The organism is Nocardia violaceofusca NBRC 14427 (assembly GCF_963869435.1).
Lineage (GTDB): Bacteria > Actinomycetota > Actinomycetes > Mycobacteriales > Mycobacteriaceae > Nocardia > Nocardia aobensis.
The window spans coordinates 1-21,159 of record NZ_CAWMPM010000005.1 but is presented as its reverse complement, the minus strand read 5'-3'; the positions used below and the strand labels follow the sequence as shown (position 1 = coordinate 21,159).

At 68.5% G+C, this 21,159-nt stretch carries 17 protein-coding genes; 5 read left to right on the top strand and 12 right to left on the bottom strand.

All coding sequences use genetic code 11. The features are described 5' to 3' along the window. Window positions 1–11 precede the first annotated feature (11 nt). The 6 genes from AC5592_RS04775 to AC5592_RS04750 all read right to left on the bottom strand — a co-directional run bounded on the left by AC5592_RS04775 (window position 12) and on the right by AC5592_RS04750 (window position 7,004). Window positions 12–2,714 (bottom strand): fumarate reductase/succinate dehydrogenase flavoprotein subunit, encoded by a 2,703-nt coding sequence (locus AC5592_RS04775; protein WP_063063678.1) that lies wholly within the window; start codon window positions 2,712–2,714, stop codon window positions 12–14. A gap of 114 nt (window positions 2,715–2,828) precedes the next feature. Beyond that, entirely contained in the window at window positions 2,829–3,584 is a 756-nt protein-coding gene (locus AC5592_RS04770) for an ABC transporter ATP-binding protein (RefSeq protein WP_063063559.1), read from the bottom strand. Next, complete coding sequence (locus tag AC5592_RS04765) at window positions 3,581–4,459, bottom strand: ABC transporter permease (RefSeq protein WP_063063558.1); 879 nt, start codon at window positions 4,457–4,459, stop codon at window positions 3,581–3,583. The genes AC5592_RS04770 and AC5592_RS04765 overlap by 4 nt, the downstream gene beginning before the upstream one ends. Beyond that, window positions 4,456–5,883, bottom strand: a complete 1,428-nt coding sequence (locus AC5592_RS04760; protein WP_063063557.1) for an ABC transporter substrate-binding protein — start codon at window positions 5,881–5,883, stop codon at window positions 4,456–4,458. Before AC5592_RS04760 ends, AC5592_RS04765 begins: the two co-directional genes overlap by 4 nt. Before the next feature lie 55 nt (window positions 5,884–5,938). Continuing rightward, window positions 5,939–6,166 carry a 4Fe-4S dicluster domain-containing protein gene (locus AC5592_RS04755; protein WP_030516520.1) on the bottom strand — a complete coding sequence of 76 codons (228 nt, stop codon included), beginning with the start codon at window positions 6,164–6,166 and terminating at the stop codon, window positions 5,939–5,941. Next, window positions 6,141–7,004: a GntR family transcriptional regulator gene (locus AC5592_RS04750; protein ID WP_084506392.1), complete on the bottom strand. Its 864-nt coding sequence runs from the start codon at window positions 7,002–7,004 to the stop codon at window positions 6,141–6,143. Before AC5592_RS04750 ends, AC5592_RS04755 begins: the two co-directional genes overlap by 26 nt. A 474-nt stretch (window positions 7,005–7,478) precedes the next feature. Here AC5592_RS04750 and AC5592_RS04745 point away from each other — a divergent pair, with 474 nt between their 5' ends. Beyond that, window positions 7,479–8,759: an ROK family protein gene (locus AC5592_RS04745; protein WP_063063556.1), complete on the top strand. Its 1,281-nt coding sequence runs from the start codon at window positions 7,479–7,481 to the stop codon at window positions 8,757–8,759. Window positions 8,760–8,806: 47 nt separating this feature from the next. Here AC5592_RS04745 and AC5592_RS04740 read toward each other — a convergent pair whose 3' ends face one another. Beyond that, window positions 8,807–9,439: a class I SAM-dependent methyltransferase gene (locus AC5592_RS04740; protein WP_063920253.1), complete on the bottom strand. Its 633-nt coding sequence runs from the start codon at window positions 9,437–9,439 to the stop codon at window positions 8,807–8,809. Window positions 9,440–9,521: 82 nt separating this feature from the next. Between AC5592_RS04740 and AC5592_RS04735 the strand changes: the two genes are divergently transcribed. Next, window positions 9,522–10,010 (top strand): TetR/AcrR family transcriptional regulator, encoded by a 489-nt coding sequence (locus AC5592_RS04735; RefSeq protein ID WP_232329198.1) that lies wholly within the window; start codon window positions 9,522–9,524, stop codon window positions 10,008–10,010. On the opposite strand, the gene AC5592_RS04730 is transcribed toward AC5592_RS04735, so the two are convergent. Continuing rightward, a complete protein-coding gene (locus AC5592_RS04730; protein WP_063063554.1) occupies window positions 9,991–11,610 on the bottom strand; it encodes a DUF2207 family protein in 1,620 nt (539 codons plus the stop codon). The two genes, AC5592_RS04735 and AC5592_RS04730, sit on opposite strands and share 20 nt — an antisense overlap. 535 nt (window positions 11,611–12,145) lie before the next feature. Between AC5592_RS04730 and AC5592_RS04725 the strand changes: the two genes are divergently transcribed. Further along, window positions 12,146–12,988 (top strand): neutral zinc metallopeptidase, encoded by an 843-nt coding sequence (locus AC5592_RS04725; RefSeq protein ID WP_232329225.1) that lies wholly within the window; start codon window positions 12,146–12,148, stop codon window positions 12,986–12,988. Between the two features lie 6 nt (window positions 12,989–12,994). Then, entirely contained in the window at window positions 12,995–14,236 is a 1,242-nt protein-coding gene (locus AC5592_RS04720) for a neutral zinc metallopeptidase (protein ID WP_232329197.1), read from the top strand. A gap of 27 nt (window positions 14,237–14,263) precedes the next feature. On the opposite strand, the gene AC5592_RS04715 is transcribed toward AC5592_RS04720, so the two are convergent. The 4 genes from AC5592_RS04715 to AC5592_RS04700 all read right to left on the bottom strand — a co-directional run bounded on the left by AC5592_RS04715 (window position 14,264) and on the right by AC5592_RS04700 (window position 19,539). Continuing rightward, window positions 14,264–14,950, bottom strand: a complete 687-nt coding sequence (locus AC5592_RS04715) for a TetR/AcrR family transcriptional regulator (RefSeq protein ID WP_063063553.1) — start codon at window positions 14,948–14,950, stop codon at window positions 14,264–14,266. Continuing rightward, complete coding sequence (locus tag AC5592_RS04710) at window positions 14,947–17,205, bottom strand: MMPL family transporter (protein WP_063063552.1); 2,259 nt, start codon at window positions 17,203–17,205, stop codon at window positions 14,947–14,949. Before AC5592_RS04710 ends, AC5592_RS04715 begins: the two co-directional genes overlap by 4 nt. Before the next feature lie 87 nt (window positions 17,206–17,292). Continuing rightward, the gene (locus AC5592_RS04705) at window positions 17,293–18,603 is read right to left on the bottom strand and encodes an ammonium transporter (protein WP_063063674.1); all 1,311 of its coding nucleotides are present in this window, start codon (window positions 18,601–18,603) and stop codon (window positions 17,293–17,295) included. 93 nt (window positions 18,604–18,696) lie between these two features. After that, window positions 18,697–19,539: a hypothetical protein gene (locus AC5592_RS04700; RefSeq protein WP_232329196.1), complete on the bottom strand. Its 843-nt coding sequence runs from the start codon at window positions 19,537–19,539 to the stop codon at window positions 18,697–18,699. A gap of 426 nt (window positions 19,540–19,965) precedes the next feature. Between AC5592_RS04700 and AC5592_RS04695 the strand changes: the two genes are divergently transcribed. Then, window positions 19,966–21,159, top strand: a 1,194-nt coding sequence (locus AC5592_RS04695; protein WP_157121586.1) for a DNA polymerase III subunit gamma and tau, incomplete at its 3' end; no start/stop codon positions are given.

The window sequence follows — 21,159 nt, the reverse complement described above, 5'->3', positions numbered from 1 at the left end:
CCCGTACGCGCTCAGGCCGCCTCCAGGGTGCGGCGGGCGTAGGCGCGGACGTCGGCGTCGGTGTCGGCGAGGACGACCTGGAGCGCGGCTCGGACGGCCGCGTGGTCGGGCCAGTGGGACAGCGTCAGGACGGAGGCTTTGCGGACGTCCGGGTGGGGGTCGGTCAGGGCCGATTCCAGGGCGGCGGCGGCGGATTCGGGGCCCAGGCCGGCCCAGCCGCGGGCGCCGCCCTCGCGTACCTGCCAGGCCGAATCCTTCAGCGCCGCAGTCAGAATCGCCGCGTCGGACGAATCGCCGAGTCGGGCCAGCGCGGCCAGCGCCGCCGCGCGGACGAGCGGATCACGGTCGCCGACCAGGGCGCGGACGGTATCGGCGCCGCCGGCGCCGACCTCGGCTAGGCCGCGAGCGACAGCCACCCGGACCTCCCGGTTCTCGTCGAATGCCGCCGGGGTGAGTGCGGACCAGTCGTCGAGGGAGACCAGCGCGCGCACCCCTTCGATGCGCACGCGGTGATCGCTGTCCACCACCGCCTTGCCGAACAGGTCCGCCGAGCCGCTGCGCTGCGCGCGTAGCAGGTCCACCACCGCGGCGCGCACGAGCGGATCGGGCGATTCGGCGTGTGCGGTCAATTGCTCTGCGGGCGGCAGGATTTCGATCAGTTCACGCAGGCCCGAGACGGCGGCCGCGCGCACTGCGGCATCGTCGTCCCCGAGCGCGGCGATCAGGGTGTCGGCGAATCCGTCGGGCGTGCCCTCGGTCAGCACCGACAGAGCCGTGGCTCGCACCCGCGGGTCGGTGTCGTCGAGGTAGTCCCGGAGTTCGGCGACCGTCGGGCCGTCCAGGCTGAGCAGAATCGCGATCCGGGGTGCGGCGGAGTCGTCCGATGGGGCCGGGACCGTGATGCCGGGGCGAGGTGCGGCGCCGGTGGCCGCGCCTGCCGTCCGGGGCGGGCCGGCGATCAGTTCCGGCTGCGCCACGGCGACCGGTTCGAGGTCGGCGCGCGGCAGATCCTCCCATTCCGGCACCGGGACGAAATACGGCGCGACCGGGCGCTTCAGGAATTCCATCTCGCCGTCGGCGCTCTTGCGCAGGTTCAGGTGGTAGCGCCAGTCCTCGTCGTTGCGTTCCGGCAGGTCGGCGCGGTCGTGGTAGAGACCCCAGCGCGATTCGGTGCGGGTGAGTGAGGAGCGGGCCGCCATCTCGGCGCAGTCGCGGATGAAGTCGACCTCGGCGCAGCGCATGAGTTGGTGCGGGGTGTCCGCGCCCATCTCGGCGATCTCCTGCCGCATCCGCTCGAAGGTCTCCACCGCCAGCGACAGTTTGGTCTGCGTCTTCGGTGGAGCCACGTAGTCGTTGACGAACCGACGCAACTTGTATTCGACCTGCTGCTGCGGCGGGCCGTCGGGATGGCGCAGCGGACGGTAGATCAGTTCGTGTGCCGCGGCCAGCTGATCGGAGGGAAGCGATTGCGGCGCGGCGACTTCCGTGAGAGTCGAAGACGCGTGCTCGCCCGCCAGGTCCCCGTAGACGAACGCCCCGATCATGTAGTTGTGCGGTACGCACGCCAGATCGCCCGCCGCGTACAGTCCCGGCACCGTGGTGCGCGCATGTTCGTCCACCCACACGCCCGACGCGGAATGACCGCTGCACAAACCGATTTCGGAGATGTGCATCTCGATGTCGTGGGTGCGGTAGTCGTGGCCGCGGTTGGCGTGGAAGGTGCCCCGGGTCGGCCGCTCGGTGGTGTGCAGAATGCCCTCGAGCGCGTCGAGTGTCTCCTCGGGCAGATGCGAGACCTTCAGATAGATGGGCCCTCGCGCGGACTCGATCTCCCGCTTCACCTCCGCCATCATCTGCCCGGACCAGTAGTCCGAGTCGACGAAGCGCTCACCGGCGGCGTTCACCTGATATCCGCCGAACGGGTTCGCGACATACGCGCAGGCCGGTCCGTTGTAGTCCTTGATCAGCGGATTGATCTGGAAGCATTCGATGCCGGACAGCTCCGCGCCGGCGTGATAGGCCATCGCGTACCCGTCGCCGGCATTGGTCGGATTCTCGTACGTGCCGTACAGATATCCCGACGCCGGCAGACCCAGTCGCCCGCACGGACCGGTCGCCAGGATCACCGCCTTCGCTGCGACCGCCACGAACTCCCCGGTCCGGGTGTTCAGCGCGGCCGCGCCGATCGCGCGTCCGTTGTCGGTGAGGACCCGCACCGGCATGAGACGGTTCTCGATCCGGATCCGTTCCCGCATCTTGCGTTGCCGCAGAACGCGGTAGAGCGCCTTCTTGACGTCCTTGCCCTCGGGCATCGGCAGCACATAGGAGCCCGAGCGGTGCACGCGGCGCACCGCGTACTCGCCGTAGGCGTCCTTCTCGAATTTCACGCCGTAGCGTTCCAGCCGCTGCACCATGGCGAAGCCGCGGGTCGCGGTCTGATACACCGTGCGCTGGTTGACGATTCCGTCGTTGGCGCGGGTGATCTCGGCGACGTAGTCCTCCGGCTCCGCCTTACCCGGGATGACGGCGTTGTTCACGCCGTCCATGCCCATGGCCAGCGCACCGGAGTGACGCACGTGCGCCTTCTCCAGCAGCAGAACGTCGGCGCCGTTCTCCGCGGCGGTGAGCGCGGCCATGGTGCCGGCGGTTCCGCCGCCGATCACCAGCACATCGCAGTCCAGCCGTACGGTGTCGGACAGTTCGGGAATCTTCATCAGCACACTCCACAGAGGTGAATAGTCGGGGCGACAACGCACGCCGGTGCCAGGCGACCGGAACGGCGCCGCCGTGGCCGGGTCGCCGAGGGGTGCCTCGTTCGGGCGGTGAGCTCAGGCGGCGGTCGGCTGGGACGAATGATCGAGGGCGGCAAGGATTTCGGCGCGCTCGGCACTGCGGTCGACGTCTTTGACGCGTGGATTCGGCACCGCCAGCAGCGATCGCAGCGCCCGGTCGGTACCGCCGAGGACCGCGACCCGGTCGCCGAGGGTCAATGCCTCGTCCACATCGTGGGTGACGAACACGACCGTGGTCGGATGTGTCTGCCAGGTCTGGATCAGCAAGCGCTGCATGGTGATCCGAGTCGGCGTATCGAGGGCGCCGAACGGCTCGTCCATCAGCACCGCTCGCGGCGCGCCCGCCAGACCGCGGGCGAGTTGGACGCGCTGGCGCATACCGCCCGACAGGCTCTTGGGCAGGTAGTCGCCGAAGCCGGTGAGCCCGACCTCCTCGATCCAGCGCTCGGCCTGCGCCGCACGACCGGCCCGCGGCACGCCGCGCAGCTTCAACGCCAGGTCGATATTGGAACGTACTGTGCGCCAAGGCAACAGCGCGTTGTCCTGGAACACCATCGCCCGATCGCGCGAGGGGCCGGTGATCTCGTCACCGTCCGCGAGTGCCCGCCCGGAGCGAGGCGGCAGCAGTCCGGCCAGTGCGCGCAGCACCGTGGACTTCCCACATCCCGACGGCCCGGTCAGCACCAGGATCTCGCCCGCGCGGATATCGAGTGTCAGCTCGTCCAGCACCGGGGCGCCGCCGTAGCGCAGTTCGACCTTGTCGAGTCGCAGACTCATCGCGGTGCCGGTCATTTCGAAACCTCCTGCGCCCGCGGCAGCCAGCGAGTGGCGCGTCGCCCCAGCAGTTCGATGGCCGCCGAGGTGGCGAAGCCGAGCACGCCGATGGTGATGATGCCGACGAACACACCGGGATAGTCGACGATGGTGTACGCCTGCCAGGTGCGATAGCCGACGCCGAGCCGCCCGGAGATCATCTCGGCCGAGACCACACAGATCCAGGCCACGCCGATCCCGACCGACAGGCCGCTGAACACGCCCGGCAGGCTACCGGGCAGCACCACCCGCACCAGGACGTCCCAGCGGCTGCCGCCCAGCGTGCGCACCGATTCCTCCCAGATGGTCGGCAGGGCCCGCACGGCGTGCCGCGTGCTCACCATGATCGGGAAATAGGCGGCGAGGAAGGTGATGAAGACGATGCCGGCCTCGTCGGTGGGAAACAGCAGAATCGCCACCGGCACGATCGCGATCGCCGGAATCGGTCGCGCCAGCTCGGTCAGCGGTCCGAAGATGTCGGCGAACCAGCGGGAACGCCCCAGCGCCACTCCGGTCGCGACGCCGATCACCGCGGCCAGGCCGAACCCGCTGAGAATGCGGATCAACGACTGCCCGAGGTCCAGCCAATAGGTGTCGGTCTGCAACTGCAGCCGCAGGGTGTGCAGGATCCGGGTGACCGTCGGCAGCGTATCGAAGCGCACCCACAGGCGAATGTGGTTGGCGGTCAACAACTGCCAGGCGACGAGCGCGACGGCGATCGACGCCACCCGCACCAGCCGCGACGTCCACAGCCGCGCCGGGGGCACGCCCGCGGCGGTGCCGCGCTCGGCGACGGCGGCGGGAGCGGCGGTGGCCGGCACCGGAGCGTCGACGGGCAGGGTGGTGGCGCTCATGACCGCACCTCGCCGATGGCCTGGTCGTAATTCACCGCGACCGCACCGGGGTGGCGGGCCTGATACCGCTGCACCGCACTGGGAGTGATGAACGGCAGATACGTATCGCCCTCGCGCACCCACTGCGCCTTGTCCGCGAACCAGCGGGTGCCGAGTTCCGCATCCGGCACATAGGCCGCGCGGACCTTCTTCCCCTGCGCCCGAGCGGCTTTCACCGCACGCAGCAGATCGGTCGGGCTACCCGCCGGCTGGGCGGTGGGCTGGCCGTCGAACCAGATCTCACCCGCGAGGGCCGGATCGGACACCGGCTTGCCGGTACTCGGGTCGGTGCCGGTTATCGGCGCCGGATTGGCAAAATTCGCCACGGCCGCATCGTAGTTCGCGCCGCGTTCGGCGAAGGCCTTGCGCAGCGGAGCATCGTCGACGAACTTGTCGATGTCGAAATCGGCGAAATTGCCGATCGACTTCAGATACGGAACGTCACCCTTGAACGCCTGGACGAGTTGCGGCTTCAGGGGAGTGTCGAATGAGGTTCCCCCGGGTCCGTTGTAGAGGTAGACGACCTCCGCCGGCAGTCCGGAGTTGTCAGCGACCAGCTGCGCGGCTTCGAGCGGTTTCGCGTGCAGGAAATCGGTGGCGTCAAGTTGCGCCTGCAGGAATGCATCGAGCACCTCGGGATGGGATTTCGAATAATCACGACGCGCCACCACTCCGTGGAACGTCGGCACGTTCAATTCGGCACCATCGTAGAGCAGCTTTGCCTTGTCCTGGAAAACGAGCAGGCCGGGCCATGCGACGAATTGCGAAAGTGCCTGCACCTGACCGGATTCCAGCGCCGACGCGCCGATCTGCGGTTGCTGATTCAGCACGTCCACCCCGTGGGCCGGATCGATGTTCGCGCGGCTCAGCGCCTGGCGCAGCGTGCCGTCACCGGCGGAGCCGACGCTCGCGGACACCTTCTTGCCGGCGAGGTCCGACAGTGTCGTCGCCGTCGAATTCGGCGCGGTGACAACCATGTTCAGTGATCCACGCGGCTGGTAACCGGTGATCGAGACCAGTTCGGTGGCCGAACGCTCACTGGCCGAGGTTCGGGAACCGTTGATCAGCAACGGATAATCGCCCATCGAACCGATGTCGATCTTCTCCGCGACCATCTGCGCGGTGATCGGCGCCCCGGTGTCGTAGTCCTGCCATTCGACCTGATACTTCGGCCCGCCCTTCGCGGTCAGGTCGTTCAGGCGCTTCTCCAGGAAACCCTTGGCGCGCAGCAGAGTTCCGGCGGTGACGGTATTGATGGTTTTGGACTGATAGCCCACGACCACCCGGACGGTGTCCCCGGATCCGGTCTGCTCGAGCGAGCATCCGGCGGCCAGGGTGGCGATCAGGGCGGCGGCGGCCAGTATGCGGGCACGACGGTACTTCATGGTATTTCCTCGAGATCGGGCCGAGGCCGGCCACTGAGAGATTCCGCTGTGCGATTCAGCGCAGCAGATACGGCATGTTCACGGTGACGGCGCCGGTGGGACAGCGTGCCGCGCACGGACCGCAGTACCAGCATTCGTCCACATGCATGAACGCCTTGCCGTTGTCCGGATTGATCGCCAGCGAGTCCAGCGGGCAGATCTCCACACACAGCGTGCACCCTTCGATGCACAGCGATTCGTCGATGGTTACCGGGACATCAGCCCGCTGATTGACCGACGCCATGGCGGCTCAGCCTCCAATCGTTGCTTTCCGTGGTGCGAATCAGACTGTCGCGCAGAGTGATCCGATCACCACGCATGCGTATGTACTCCAGGTCCACCGGCCGCCCGTCGGCGAGATAGGTCAGTCGCTCCAGCAACAGCAGGGCACTGCCCTCGGGGGCCTGCAGAGTGGCGGCGCTGTGGATATCGGCGGTGATCGCCTCCACCGCCAGATCGGCCGACCCGAGCGACTGGCCGCTGATCTGTTCGATGAGTCCGAAGATGTCCTCGGATCGCAGATCGCAGTCGAGTACCTGCTCGCCGATGTCCGGGGCCAGATAGGTGTGGTCCAGGCTGAGCGGGAGATCACCCAGATAACGCAGCCGCTCCAGGTAGACCGCGGACTCGCCCGGTTCGAGACCCAGCCGGCCGGCGACCGCGGGCGGCGGAGTGAGGCGCAGTGCCGCGCGCACCTCGTTGCGCACCTCGCCGTGGCCGCGCAGCGTTTCCTTCAGGCCGCGCAGGCTGTCGAGGCCGTGATCGTATTTACGTTGTGCCACATAAGTGCCCACCCGGGGAACGCGGCCGACGAGGCCCTCGTCGCGCAGCAGTGCCAGTGCTTCGCGCACCGCGTTGCGGGACACCGCGAATTCCGCGGCGAGTTCGGATTCGGTGGGCAGCGGGTCCGGGCACTGTCCGGTGTGGATTTGCTGGCGCAGGACGTCGGCCACCTGCCGGGCCCGATCGGCCTTGCGAATGGTGCGGGCGCCGGCGCCGGGCGCCGTCGTCTCCGCCCCGGCGGCCGGGTGGTCGGCAGCGGAGCCGCGCTGCTGCCGCAGGGGTACCGGATCGGCCGTCATCTCCACCTCCTAACGCTTGTGACCTGCGGTTTCCGAGCGTAACGGGGGTGTGGTGGCAGGGGTGGCGCCCGCGCGGCCGACGGTGGCCGGGTGTGCGGTTATCCGCCGCCCGCCCGGGCGGCGGACCTGCTGAAATCCGGGCGATCGAAGGTAATGCGCCACCTGCGGTGATGGGGGCTCACATTCAAATCAGTGTGAGCGCAATATGTGTCCTACCCATTCGCTGGCGCTGCGCAGAATCGGGATGTTACCGTTTTACACATGTCCACCAGCCGTTCGAACCGCGCACGGGTCACCTACGTGACCGTGGCGCTCGGTGTGCGGCTGCCGCGGCAGCGGGAACTGTGTTGTTCCCGGCCGCGCAGCTGAGACCGCTCCAGTCGTCCGTCTGTCGACCCTTTCGGGCCCTTCTCGCTGCCTTGTTGCCGATGTAGTTCCGTCTCTTCACGAGACTTTCGACAAGGACTTCGCCCCATGACGAGCCCCACCCTCGAACGACAGTCTTCCCCCTCTCGTCCGCGGCCGGTACGCAGTGTGCCGCGGCCGGTGGTACCGCCGGAATTGCGGATCACCGACAACCCGGCGGCCGCCGTCCTGCGCGCCGCTACCCGCGGACCGATCTTCCGCGACAATGCCGCTCAGACAACGGGTTTGAGCATCGCGACCGTGAATCGCCAAGTGTCGGCGTTACTTTCGTCCGGCCTGTTGCGAGAACGCGCTGATCTCACCGCATCCGGTGCGGTCGGGCGCCCGCGTGTGCCGTTCGAGGTCGAGACCGACCGCTTCGCCACGTTGGGCGTTCACATCGGTGCGAACCTCACCCGGATCGTGGCCGCCGACCTGTCCGGCCGCATTCTGGGCGGGCTGGAGATCGCCACCCCGCAGGCCGCGCAGGAGGCGGCCATCACCATCATCGCCCGCAGCGCGAAAGCCTTCCTCGACCGTTTACCGCGCCGTCGGCCGTTGTGGGTCGGAGTGGCGCTGGCCGGGCGGGTCGACCCCGTCGCCGGTGTCGTGGATCACCCCCGCCTGGATTGGCAGTCGGCGCCGGTCGGCCCGATCTTCGCCACCGTGCTGGACCTGCCGGTTTCGGTCGCCGCCCACGTGGAGGCGATGGCTGCCGCCGAACTGCTGCTCACCACCGGTACACCGGACCGTTCCGGTGCTCAGGACCGGCCCGGCAGCAGCCTCTACATCTACGGCCGGGAGACGGTCGGCGTCGCGGTCACGCTGCACGATCGGGTCTACACCCCGGCGAACGGCCCGGGTTCGATCGCGCATCTGCCGACCGGATCCGATATCGATTGCTCGTGCGGCCGGCGCGGCTGCTTGGAGGCCACGGTCGGTGAGGCGGCGGTGCTGGCTCGCGCCGTGCGGGCCGGCATCGTGCCGAAGCGGGAGGCGCCGCGGAAGCCGGTGATCGCCGAGCTGTACAAGGCCGCCGAACAGGGTTCCGCCCCGGCTCGCGACTTGCTGTTCGAGCGGGCCGAGATCCTCGGCAACACCGCGGCGCTGGTGCGCGACATGTTCAACCCGGACCGGGTGGTGCTGGGCGGACAGGCCTTCACCGGGTACCGGCCGGGACTGGAACGAGTCGTGCAGGCCTTCGGTCGCGCCACCACCCTCGCCCCGGCCGACCTGCGGATCAGCCGATTCGGCGGGCGGGTCCAGGAGCATGCCGCGGCCGTCACCTCGCTCAGTGTCTGCTACGCCGATCCGCTGTCGGCACTGCGCCGGGCCACGCGCTCGCGCTGAGCCGGCGCATCCGGTCGGGGTGGTACGGCCACCCCGACCGAGGTCGCTCAGCTGGGCTTCACGCCGGTCAGCACACCCGTGGACGGCCTGATCGTCCGATAGTCGAGGTCCTGAAAACCCGTCTCCTGCAGAGCTTTCCGATACCGTCTGATATCGATCTCGGTGGGATCCATATGCCTGCTGAGTCGTTTCGTCAGCTGTCCGTGCACGCCCGCGGGCGCCATATCGGCGAGCAGCACCCGTCCTCCGGGCCGTAGTACGCGCCACATCTCCGCCAGCGCGCCACCACGATCCGCCTCGGGAATGTGGTGCATACCGAATGTGCAGGTGACCACGTCGAACGCCGCATCCGGCAGCTCCAGCGACTGTGCCACGCCGTAGTCGAAGCGGCAGTTGGCCCGGCCACCGGACCGCGCGGCGGCGTAGTCGACCATCTCTCGCGCCGCGTCGACACCGACGACTTCGCCGCCCGGGCCGACACGGTCGGCCAGCGCGAACACCAAGGTGCCCGGGCCGCTGGCGATATCGAGCGCGCGCCCGCCCGGCCGCGCGCCACTGGCGGCGGCGAGGGCCGCCGCGTGCCGTCGACGTCTGCCGCCGAAGAAGACACTGGTGAACGCGCTGTAGCCGCGCGGGTTGGTGATCAGGATGCCGTGGGGGTCTTGTTCGATTCGGAACATGTGTTCATGATCTGAGGGAAGTGCCTGCCCCACCAGGAGCAAAAGCACCGAATCCGTTCGATTCCGCACATCCGGAGGCACAGTGTCCGAGAACGATCGCCGCGTCCGACGGACCCGGAGCACCCTGCATCGTGCCCTGATCGAGCTCATGATCGAACGTCCCTACGATCGCATCACCGTGCAGGACATCCTCCACCGCGCCGACGTCGGCCGCTCGACGTTCTACGCCCACTTCCGCAGCAAGGACGACCTGCTCGTGGTGAGCGGCACCGAGTTCCTGCGTGCCGCGCTCGCCCGGCGCTCCGGTGACCCGATACGAGCCATCGTCGAACTGGCCGAGGGACACCGCGAGGTCTACCGGGCGCTTCTCGGCCCGAAGAGCACGATGGTCGTCGTACGCGGCACCCAGCAGATGATCGCCGGAATTCTGGCCGACCAGGGCAGTGCGGAGCCCGACACCACATTCCTGTCGTGGGGACTGGTCGGGCTGCTGCCGGCCGTGGCCGAAGGCCGCACCACCGCGCGGGCGGCCTACGAGGTCGTCCGGCGCATCAGTGACCCGACGTCGTGAACAGCCCCTCCAGTGCGGTGATGAAATACGGGAAATGCCCGGCGAACCGGTGCAGATTCCGGTCGCGGTCGAAGCCGCCGAACCAGTAGAGCCCGGCCTGACGGTCGGCCCCGGGATCCACGTCGCGGAAGGTGCGGATCCAGTTGTCGGCCCGGCCACCGATGATCGTGAACGGCAGCGCCCGAGAGAACAGCAGTTCGCGATCGGCCGGCGGAATCCGATCGGGCCGCTGGGCGTCCAGTCCGTTCTGCAGGGCCTTCACCTGCGCGGCGAGCGTGCGCCCCGCGGCGGTCCGCACCGGCAGATACCGGCCGAGCAGCAGGATGGCCGCACCGCCGAGCGCGATGGCCACGCCGACCAGCGCATATCCGCCGGCGATGGCGAGGCCGATGGTCGCCCCCGCCCCGACCACCAGCAGCGCGATGCCGATCCAGAAGGCGAGCCCGCGCCGGTCGTGATCGATCAGTGTGCCGCGCTCGAGCGCATCGCGACGCAGCGCCGAGCGGACGGGCTCGGCGGCCACGCGTCCCGGCGCCCGCAGTTCCGACAGCAGCACCGAGTCGGCGCCCTCGGGCAGCAGTGTGGTGTAGACGTGCTTTTCGTAGCTGCGCAGTTGATCGTCGACGGGATTCACCCGGCTGATGCGCCAGTCCGAATCGCTCACCGCGCCGATCCACAGGTAGCGCCGCACCGCCAGATCGACCACGGTGGCGGCGATATCGGCGGCATCGGCGGAGCCGTCGAGCAACAGGCCCGCCTCACCGGGCAGGATGCCGTCGGGGGAGACGAATTCGCTGTGGTTTCCGTTGCGCTGCACCGGATCCAGGGTGTCGGTGGAGGTCAGGGCCGCGGCGTCCTGGCGGCGAGACCGGGCCAGATAGGCGCCGAAGGCGGCCAGCGCCGCCAGCAGGACGCCGAATGCGATCAGCACCGGGGCGGTGACGGCGAAGGCGCCCGACCCCCGGCCCCCGCGAATATCGGCGTTGGCCTTCACTGTGCCGGGCGGCACCTGCAGTGTCACATCGAGGATGTCACCTTTGTGCAGGTTCTCCTCGTGCATGGTGAGGACGCCGTCCGGTTCGACGCGGGCGTCGTTGCATTTGCGGGTGCTGCCCACCGAGCCGACCGTGCAGTCGGCGATTCCCATCTGATAACTCGGGCTGATCACCGAACCGTCGAACGAGGCGACATCGGTGTTGATGACCCCCGTCCAGTGGAACAACTGCGTACCCGGCGCATCGGCGACCGTCCCGTGCACGGTGTACTTGAACGACGATTCCCCCGGCGGCGCGTCCACGCTGAACACATCGCCCGCCACCTTCGCCGAACCCGGTCCGGTACTGGAGATGTCGGTCACGCCGAAGCGGCGTTCACTCCCGTCGTCGCGTCCCACTCGCAGCGGCAGCGCCATGTGGAACTGCCCACCCGGCGGCACCTTCACGGTTTCGGCCACCTCGAGCAGACCGGCCTCGCTGAGTTTGACATCCGCGATGATCGACACACCCGTGGGCTCCTGCGCCCGAGCGGCCGGTGCTGCGGCGAACAGCCCGACCGCGGTCAACAACAGAGCGCCGAATGCGCCCCCCCGAAAGATCAGCATGGGGCAGTAGCTTAGCGGCGGGCCACTGTGCGAGCAGGGGTCGGCGAATCCGGTGGCTTGCTATTCTGCGTCGGCGGCTGTCGCCGGAGAGCGGTGGCTGTCGCCGGATGAGGAACGGACAAGGGGGAGTGGGGGAGTGAGTCGACCACCCTACGGGCACGGCCCGAATCCGCCGGGCGGACGGCCGGTTCCGCCGTATGGTCCAGGCGGTCCGCGGCGCCCGGGACCACCGCCGGGATACGGTCCCCCGCCAGGCCACTCGGCACAGCCCGGCCACTCGGCACCGCCCGGTTACCCGCCTCCACCTGCCTATTCGCCCCCGCCGGGTTACGCGGCGCCCGCCGGAACCCCGCCGCGCGGATACACGCCGACCGGGTACGGTACGAATCCCGGATATGTTGCGGGACAAGGTTATCGGGCCGTCGCGCCGCCCGGCCATCGCCCACCGATTCCGCCGCCGCGGCCGTACGGCCCGGCCGGCCCACGCCCCGCCCCGCCGCGCAAGCGAGGCGGGGGCTTCGGCGCGGTCGTCGTCGTGATCTTGCTGATCGTCACCTCGGGCCTCATCCGCTTCGCCGTACGGACCGGATTCGACGCCGCCTCCCATACGGGGGAACACGGCAACTACAGCTACAACCCACCGCCCGGAAAGGATTCCGCGGGCGTCGCCGAAACCGGCGCCAATCCCCTACTGGCCGACCCGGGTTCGCCGCTGAGTCCGGCGCGCTGCCCGTATACCCCGTGGAGCACGCAGGTCGACGCCGCGCGCGCATTCTTCGACAGTGCCGCGGCCTGTCTGGCCGACGCCTGGAAACCGGTGCTGGAGAACGCGAAATTGAGTTTCACGCCACCGAAACTCGTCGTCACCGCCACCACGACGGGCATCACCACGCCGTGCAGTGGGTCCAGCAGCAATTTCGCGGCCTTCTACTGCGGTGCGGACCAGACCATCTACATGCCGATCAGTCAGTTGCAGACCGATATGTTCCACGATCACTGGGAGATCTACCTCTCGGTCTTCGCGCATGAATACGGCCACCACATTCAGGCGCTGTCCGGAATCCTCGGCGCCGCGAACAAACAACGCCGCCAGACCGGCCTCTACAGCGACGAGGGGCTCGACCTCTCGCGGCGAATCGAATTGCAGGCCAACTGTTTCGACGGCATGTACTTCGCGTCCTCGGCCGGAGGGAAATCGCTGACGCCGGTGCAGGCGCAGTCGGCGCGCAAGGACGCCTACGGCCGAGGTGACAGCGCCGGCGACATGCGCAGCCACGGCACCGCCGAACACGCCGGCGACTGGTGGAGTACCGGATTCGACAAGAACGCGACCGCGCCCTGCAACACCTTCATCGCGCCGTCCGGACAGGTGAGCTGAACCGCCATGCCGCAACCGCCGAGATATCCACCGCCGCACGGAGTTCCGCCGCACGGTCGCCCGCCCTACGGCCCGCCGCCCGGGTACGGGCCACCACCCGGATACGGCCCGCCCCCGGGGTATCCGCCACCACCCGGTCCGCGCCCACCGTACGGGGCGCCGCTACCGCCGCCGGGTGCGTATCCGGTCGGGCCGTACGGCGGACCGCCGTTGCCGCCGCCCGGCTATTACGGCCGTCCGTATCCGCCGCCGCGGTCCGGTGGCGGCGCGGTCGGGGCGGTCCTCGCCGTGCTGTTCGTCTTCGTGGTGGTCGGCGGGCTGGTCGCGTTCGCGACCATGGGAGGTCGTGACAACTCGTCGGCGTCCTATTCGACATCGACGCCGAGCTTCACGTATACGCCGCCCACCTGGGCCACGAGCACCAGCGAAACCGCCACGACCGCGCTGTCCACGACGACGCCGTATCCGTCCACGACGAAGCCCTACTACCGCACGACGACTGTCGTGCCGACGACGAAACCGGCCGGCCCCCAGCCGGTTGCGGCCACGGCGGCCAATCCGATCTTCGACGATCACAACTCCGGGCTGATCAACATCTCCTGCGGCTACCCCCGATGGGGTGCCGATGTCGCGTCGGCGACAGCCTTCTTCCAGGCGGCGAAATCGTGTCTGGACCGGATGTGGCAGCCGGTACTCGCGGCGCAGAACCTCCCGTTCTCCAGTCCCACCGTGAGTGTTCCGGCGAGCGGCGCGAACGCGGCGTCACCGTGTGGCAGTTCCGGGAGTTACGCCGCGTTCTACTGCTCGGCGAACAATACGATCTACATGCCGCTGGATCACATTCAGACCGAGGTGTACGGCGACCGCTGGTACGTCTATCTCGGGGTCTTCGCGCACGAATACGGTCACCATGTGCAGGCCATCTCCGGCATCATGTCCAAGATGAGCCGAGATCGCTACAACTCGGGTGCCAATTCCGCTGCGGGATTGGAGCTTTCGCGTCGTCTGGAGCTGGAGGCGCAGTGCTTCGGCGGCATGTTCATCAGCTCCTCCGAGGTGGCGGGCACGGTCTCCAACGATCAGGCCTACTACGTGAAACAGGACAACTATCAACGCGGGGACGATCATTCCGACGTGCGCGACCACGGGGCCAACCAGCACTACGGGGCGTGGTACGCGCAGGGTGAGGACAACAACCGGACCTGGATGTGCAACACCTGGAACTCCCCGTCGGATTCGGTGTCGTGATCGGGGCCGGGGCCTCCCAGGCCTGAGTTACCGCTCCTCGCGCAACCGCGCCAACCAGCGTGCACCCTCGTCGGGGTCCGGTGTCTCCCCGCCGATGACCTCCAGTACCGCATGCCCGAGGCAGGCCGCCGCCATGACCCGGTCGGCGACGGCCTCGGCATCGCCCCACGGCAGATGGGGTTTGGCGATGAGCAGTGACGCGATACCGTGCGCGGCGGCCCAGAGTTCGAGCACCAGCGGCATCGGGTCACCGGCTGCGATCACACCGGCGTCCATCGCCTCCCGCACGGTGTGCGAAAACCGTTGAAACGCACCACTACCCAGCACCACATCCACCGCCGAGGGGCCTTCTCCGGGTGCGGCGGCGGTGGCGACGCGGTATTGACCGGGGTGCTGCAGGGCGAAGCGCACGTAGGCCAGGCCCTGCTGACGCAACCGGGACATGGGCGAGACGGTGGGGTCGCTCGCGGCGCCGATGGCGGCGTCGAGATCTTCGAACACCTCCGCCACCGCGGCATCGATGAGGTCGTCCTTGTCCGCGAAGTGGCGGTAGATCGACGGTGCGGTGACACCGACCAGCCCGCCGACCTCGCGAATCGACACCGACTCGGCGTTACCGGTGCGCGCCAGCAACTCTCGTGTCGCGGCCAGGATCTCGGCCCGCAGCTCGGTGCCGGAGCCGCGGGCCGAACGGGGACGGCTGGAACGCGTCACGGCCGCCCCGCCGGGGCCGGTTCCGCGGTCGGTTGCGCCGCGGGCGTGGGATGTTCGGTGAGGCCGAACCGTTCGTGCCAGCGCGCCAACGGCCTCGGGGCCCACCAGTTTCCGCGGCCCATCAGGCGCATGACGGCCGGAACCAGCAGCATTCGGATAATGGTGGCGTCGGCGAGCACGGTGATCGTGAGGCCGAGTCCGAACATCTGCATGAACGACACCTTCGCGGTGATCATGGCGCCCAGCACGATCGCCATCAACAGCGCGGCCGCGGTGACGATGCGCCCGGTCCGGGCGACGCCGATGGCCACCGAACGGTCGTTGTCCGCGGCGGTGCGGTCGGAGGCCAGCCAGGCCTCGCGGATGCGGGAGAGCAGGAACACCTCGTAGTCCATCGACATGCCGAAGGCCAGGCAGAACATCAGAATCGGCATGGTCGGCACCAGGAACCCGGTGGGCGTGAAGCCGAGTAGTCCCGAGAAATGTCCCTCCTGGAAGATCCACACCATCATCCCGAACATCGCGGTGAGCGACAGCGAGTTGATCACCACGGCCTTCAACGGGAGCACCACGCTGCCGGTGAACAGGAACAGGACCACGAAGGTGGCGAGTGCGATCAGCGCGATCGCCGGCGGCAACCGTTGTCCCAGTGCATTCAGCGAGTCCACGTTCATCGCCGCCGCACCGCCGAACAGCGCGGGTGAGGGCGCGGGCACATCGCGCAGGGCCTGCAACTGATCCTTGGCCTGTGGCGAGTAGGGATCGAATGCCGATGTGACGGTGAGATATTGACCCGAGTCGTTGGCCATGCCCGGCACGGCGCCGCCCATCCGCGCGCCGGACACGTAGACACCGCTGCTGGACAGCACCGCGTTCACGCCCTCGACCTTCGACAGTGCCGTGGCATAGCCGCTGATCGCCTGGGGTTCGCTCGGTGCGCCCGGCAGCACGATCGTCGTTCCCGTTCCGGAATTCGCGGCGGGGAACTCCGCTCGCAGTTCGTCGCCGACCGCGCGGCTGGTCGAACCGGTGGGCAGCACCCGGTCGTCGGGATAGCCGAACTTCACTCCGAGGAACGGCGCGCCGACCGCGAGCAGCACCGCGATGATCGCGACGGAGACCGGCAACGCCCGCCGCATCACCCATGTGACCGTGCGATACCAGCCGGATTCCCGCTCCGGTCGCGAGGTGGGCTCGGGCCGCCCGGACAGTTTCCGGATCGCCACCCGCAGATTCCAGGAATTGATCCGATCGCCGAGCAGCACCAGCACCGCGGGCAGGATCACGATCGAGGCGATCGCCGCGGCCGCCACCACGGCGACCCCGGCATAGGCGAACGACTTCAGGAAGTACATGTCGAAGACGCTGAGCACCGCCAGCGCGAGCGCGACCGTCAGCGCCGAGAACAGCACCGTTCGCCCCGCGGTCTGCACCGCCCGCACCGCCGCCGCCTCGTGGCCGGCGCCGGCGGACAATTCCTCGCGGTATCGGCTGACGATGAACAGGCTGTAGTCGATCGCCAGGGCGAGTCCCAGCGCGGTGGTCATATTCAGCGCGTAGATCGACACATCGGTGAAGAGGGTGAAACTGCGCAGAATCGCGAGCGTGCAGAGAATCGCGAAGATTCCGACCGCGAGCGGCAGCGAGGCCGCGATGACGCTGCCGAACACCAGGATCAGCACGATCGCCGTCAGCGGGACCGCGATGCCCTCGGCCATCGCCAGATCCTTGGTGACCTGGTTGTTGACATCGTGGTAGACGGCGGCGATTCCGCCCGCCTGCACGGTCACCCCGGGTGTGGAGACGGGCAGGGTGCTCGCGATCTCACCGGCGGTGCGCTGCGCCTTGTCGTCGCCGCCCGTCAGGTAGGCCATGACCAATGCGCTCTTGCCGTCGGTACTGCGCAGGGCGGCGGCCAGTTGCGGTGGACTGGTCCAATACGAGCGGACGCCGACGGTATCGGAGCGACTGCCGAGCCGGGCGGCGATGTCGGCGCCGACCGCACGGGCCGCGGCCGACTCCACGCCCTCGTCGGCGTGCACGAGCAGCACCAGATTGGGCTGGGCGCCGTTGAACTGATCGGCCACCAGCTGTGCCGCGCGGGTGGATTCGGCGTTGTCCGAGGTGAATCCGCCGGCTTGCAGATGGGCCGTGACGGTCGCGCCGAATCCGCCGCAGATCAGTGCCAGGGCGAGGGCGGCGAGAAGCACCCGTTTCGGATACCGCGTGGCGAGCCGTGCGATTCGGGTCAGCATGAGTGCTCCTCGGGCGACCGGTATGGGTAACGGTGTTAGCGTAACGCCGTTACCCTGGAGTGGCGCAAGAGGAGGGGCCGATCGGCGTCAGCGATCCCCGTCACCGGCGGGACGCTCCCCGCCGCCGTGCGGATGATGGCCGAACAGGCCCCGCGGCGCGTGGCCGTGCACGCCCTCGACATAGGCGGTCTCGGCGTGCAGCGCGAAGTCGATACCGCCGACCTCGTCCTCCTTGCTGACCCGGAAGCCCATCACCCGATCGATCACCTTGCCGATCAGATAGGAGACGCCGAACGCCCACGCCGCGACCACCACGACGCCGACCGCCTGCTTGCCGAGCTGCGCGAGTCCGCCGCCGTAGAACAATCCGCGCGCTCCGCCGGTCATCACCCGGTTCGCGAGCAGTCCGATCAGCAGGGTGCCGACCACGCCGCCGGTGAAGTGCACGCCGACCACATCGAGCGAATCGTCGTAGCCCGCCTTGAATTTCCAGCCGACGGCGAACGAACAGACCACACCCGCCGCCAGGCCCACGATCACCGCGCCGAGCGCGTTGACCGAACCGCACGAGGGCGTGATCGCGACCAATCCGGCGACCGCGCCGGAGGCCGCGCCGAAGGTGGTCGGGCGCCCGTCACGGATCTGCTCGACGATCAACCAGCCGAGCATGCCCAGACAGCCCGCGACCAAGGTGTTCAGGAACACCGCGGCGGCAAGTCCGTCGGCCTTGAACGCGGATCCGGCGTTGAAGCCGAACCAGCCGAACCACAGCAGTCCGGCGCCCAGCAGCACGAACGGCAGATTGTGCGGGCGCATCGCGTCCACCTTGAACCCGATCCGCGGTCCCAGGACCAGGGCCAATGCGAGAGCCGAAGCGCCGGAAGCGATTTCGACCACCAGGCCGCCGGCGAAATCGAGTACGCCGAAGGAGGCCAGCCAGCCGTTCGGACCCCAGACCCAGTGTGCGATCGGCGCGAACACCACCAGTGCCCACACCGGGACGAACACCATCCACGCGGAGAACTTGGCGCGATCGGCGATGGCGCCGCTGACGAGTGCGACGGTGAGGATCGCGAAAGTCAGCTCGAAGGTCGCGTACAGCAGTTCCGGAACGCCGCTGCGCACGGTGCCCGGGGTGATGCCGGTCATCGCGAAATGTTCCAGCCCGCCGATCAACCCGCCGCCGGCGTCGTCACCGAAGGCCAGGGTGTAGCCGAACAGCAGCCACACCACGGTCACCAGCGGGATGGAGATGAAGCTCATCATCAGCATGTTCAGCACGCCGGTCGTGCGCACCATGCCGCCGTAGAAGATCGCCAGGCCGGGGGTCATGAGCAGGACCAGCGCGGTGCTGGTCAACAGCCACGCCGTGGCGGCGGGGTCGATGGTCGGGGGCACGGACAACTCCTTTTCCACACGCGTTCGCGTGGCAAGAAACTACCGAACCCCCGGTGTTGCGCTGATGAGCGAGTCTGGTACTTCCGTTCGGATTCAATTCCCGCGCTTGCGGGCCTGCCGGGTCAGCGCGCGCCGGCCGCGGGCCCCGGGGACCGGCAGATCGTCCTCGAGCGCGAGCCATTGCGCGGTGACGAGCCACTGCTGCTGGGCGCGCGCGTCGGCGGTGTCGTTGAAGACGCGGCGGCCGCGGTCGTCGCGAAGCTCGTGCGCGAGGATCGACCAGCGCGGCGGGCGGCCGTGCGTGGTGCGGTAGGTGTCCAGGAACTCGGCCACGAGGGTGCCGATGGTGTTGACCGGGCGCAGCGACACGCGGTTGCCGTACTTCGCGGAGTGGAAACGCCGGGCCGCGCACAGCGATCGCGGCGTGGCATCGAAGGCTATCCATCCCGCGCGCTGTGCCCGTTCGACGAGCCACAGATGTTTGACCGCGTTCGGGGCGATATCGCCGACGCGTTCGCGGATCAGCGTCACCATCGGTTCGGCGGTGAGAATATCGCGGCGGGTGGGTCCCACCGCGTGGGTGTTTCGATAGTCCTCGGTCAGCTCGGCGATGGTGCGGCCGAATTCGTCGATACTGCGCTGCGCGCGTCGGCCCAGCCGTTCGATGCGTGCGGCCTCGGCGCGTATCCGATTCTGCGCGATCAGGGTGTCGATGGCCGGCAGGGTCGGAACCTGGCCGCGGTCCAGCAATTCGAGAATGGCGCCCGCGGTGGCCGGATCGGCCGCGGCCGATACCGGCAGCGAATCGCGGTTGCGCGAGAAATCCCGGGGGCTGATGGCGCGGCGGAGCAGATCGGTGGCCGCCCGATCGCCGGCGAAATCGGTGTGTGAGAGCCAGGCGGCGGCGATGTCGTCACACGACGGCACGGTCGTCATAACCCGTCATTACCTCCGAAACATTGTTGTGCCCCGGTCGGGATGAGGGACCGACCGGGGACACCAACCTGATGAAGGTTTGGCTACCGAAGTTGCCGAAATCAACGTTAGTCAGCGGAGCGGACCCGGCGCTAATCGGGTGACGGAATCGTTACGTCCATAATTCCGGCCGCAAACGGGGAGCGCGTCCGAAAGTTTTCGTCACTCGGCGGCTGGCAGACGAAATCGGAGATATTTTCACATTGTTTCCGATTGTCGGGCGGGAACCGATTGTCGACCAGGTCGGTTGTCCGCGCCGAGATCGGACGAAAAGAATGCTTGTGATCTATATCATAGTTTATATATGGCCGCGATTGATTCAGCGGGTGGGGTGGATACCCGGTGCGCGAATGGTTTCCTGTCGGTGTTCGCCGGTACCCTCGGGCCGTGGCTCTGTACCGGAAGTATCGACCGGCAACCTTCGCCGAGGTAGTGGGGCAGGAGCACGTCACCGATCCGCTGAGTACCGCGCTCGACACCGGGCGGATCAGTCATGCCTACCTGTTCTCCGGCCCGCGAGGTTGTGGCAAGACCTCCTCGGCGCGCATCTTGGCGCGCTCGCTCAACTGCGCCGAGGGCCCGACCTCGCGACCGTGCGGAGTGTGCCCGTCGTGCGTCGCGCTGGCCCCGGGCGGGCCCGGCAATCTCGACGTCATCGAACTCGACGCCGCCAGCCACGGCGGTGTGGACGATACCCGTGAGCTGCGCGATCGTGCGTTCTACGCACCCGCCGAATCGCGGTACCGCGTCTTCATCGTGGACGAGGCGCATATGGTCACCACGGCCGGATTCAACGCGCTGCTGAAGATCGTCGAGGAGCCGCCGGCTCATCTGATCTTCATCTTCGCCACCACCGAGCCGGACAAGGTGCTGCCGACCATTCGCTCGCGCACCCATCACTATCCGTTCCGGCTGCTGCCACCGGCCACCATGCGCGGGCTGCTCGGCAAGATCTGCGAGCAGGAGCAGGTGCAGGTCGAGGAATCGGTCTATCCGCTGGTGATCCGGGCCGGCGGTGGTTCGCCGCGCGACAGCCTCAGCGTGCTCGATCAGCTGCTGGCCGGCGCCGGCGCCGAAGGTGTCACCTATCCCCGGGCGCTGGCTCTGCTCGGCGTCACCGATATCGCGCTGATCGACGAGGCCGTCGACGCGCTGGCCGCCGACGACGGCGCCGCCCTGTTCGCCACCGTCGATCGGGTGGTGGAGGCCGGTCACGATCCCCGCCGCTTCGCCACCGACCTGCTCGAACGCATCCGCGATCTGATCCTGCTGCGTGCGGTTCCCGATGCCGCCGAGCGCAACCTGGTCACCGGCCCCGGCGATGTCATCGACCGGATGTCGGCCCAGGCCGACCGCATCGGCCCGGCCACCCTGGCCCGCTACGCGGAGCTGCTGCACGAGGGCCTCGGCGAGATGCGTGGCGCGACCGCACCCCGCCTCCTGCTCGAGGTGGTGTGTGCCCGCATGCTGCTGCCCTCGGTCTCGGCGGCCGAATCGGCGGCGTTGCAGCGGCTGGAACGCCTGGAGCGGCGGATGGAGTCGGGTGGAGTCCCGGCGGCCGCACCCGCCGCCGCGCCGCAG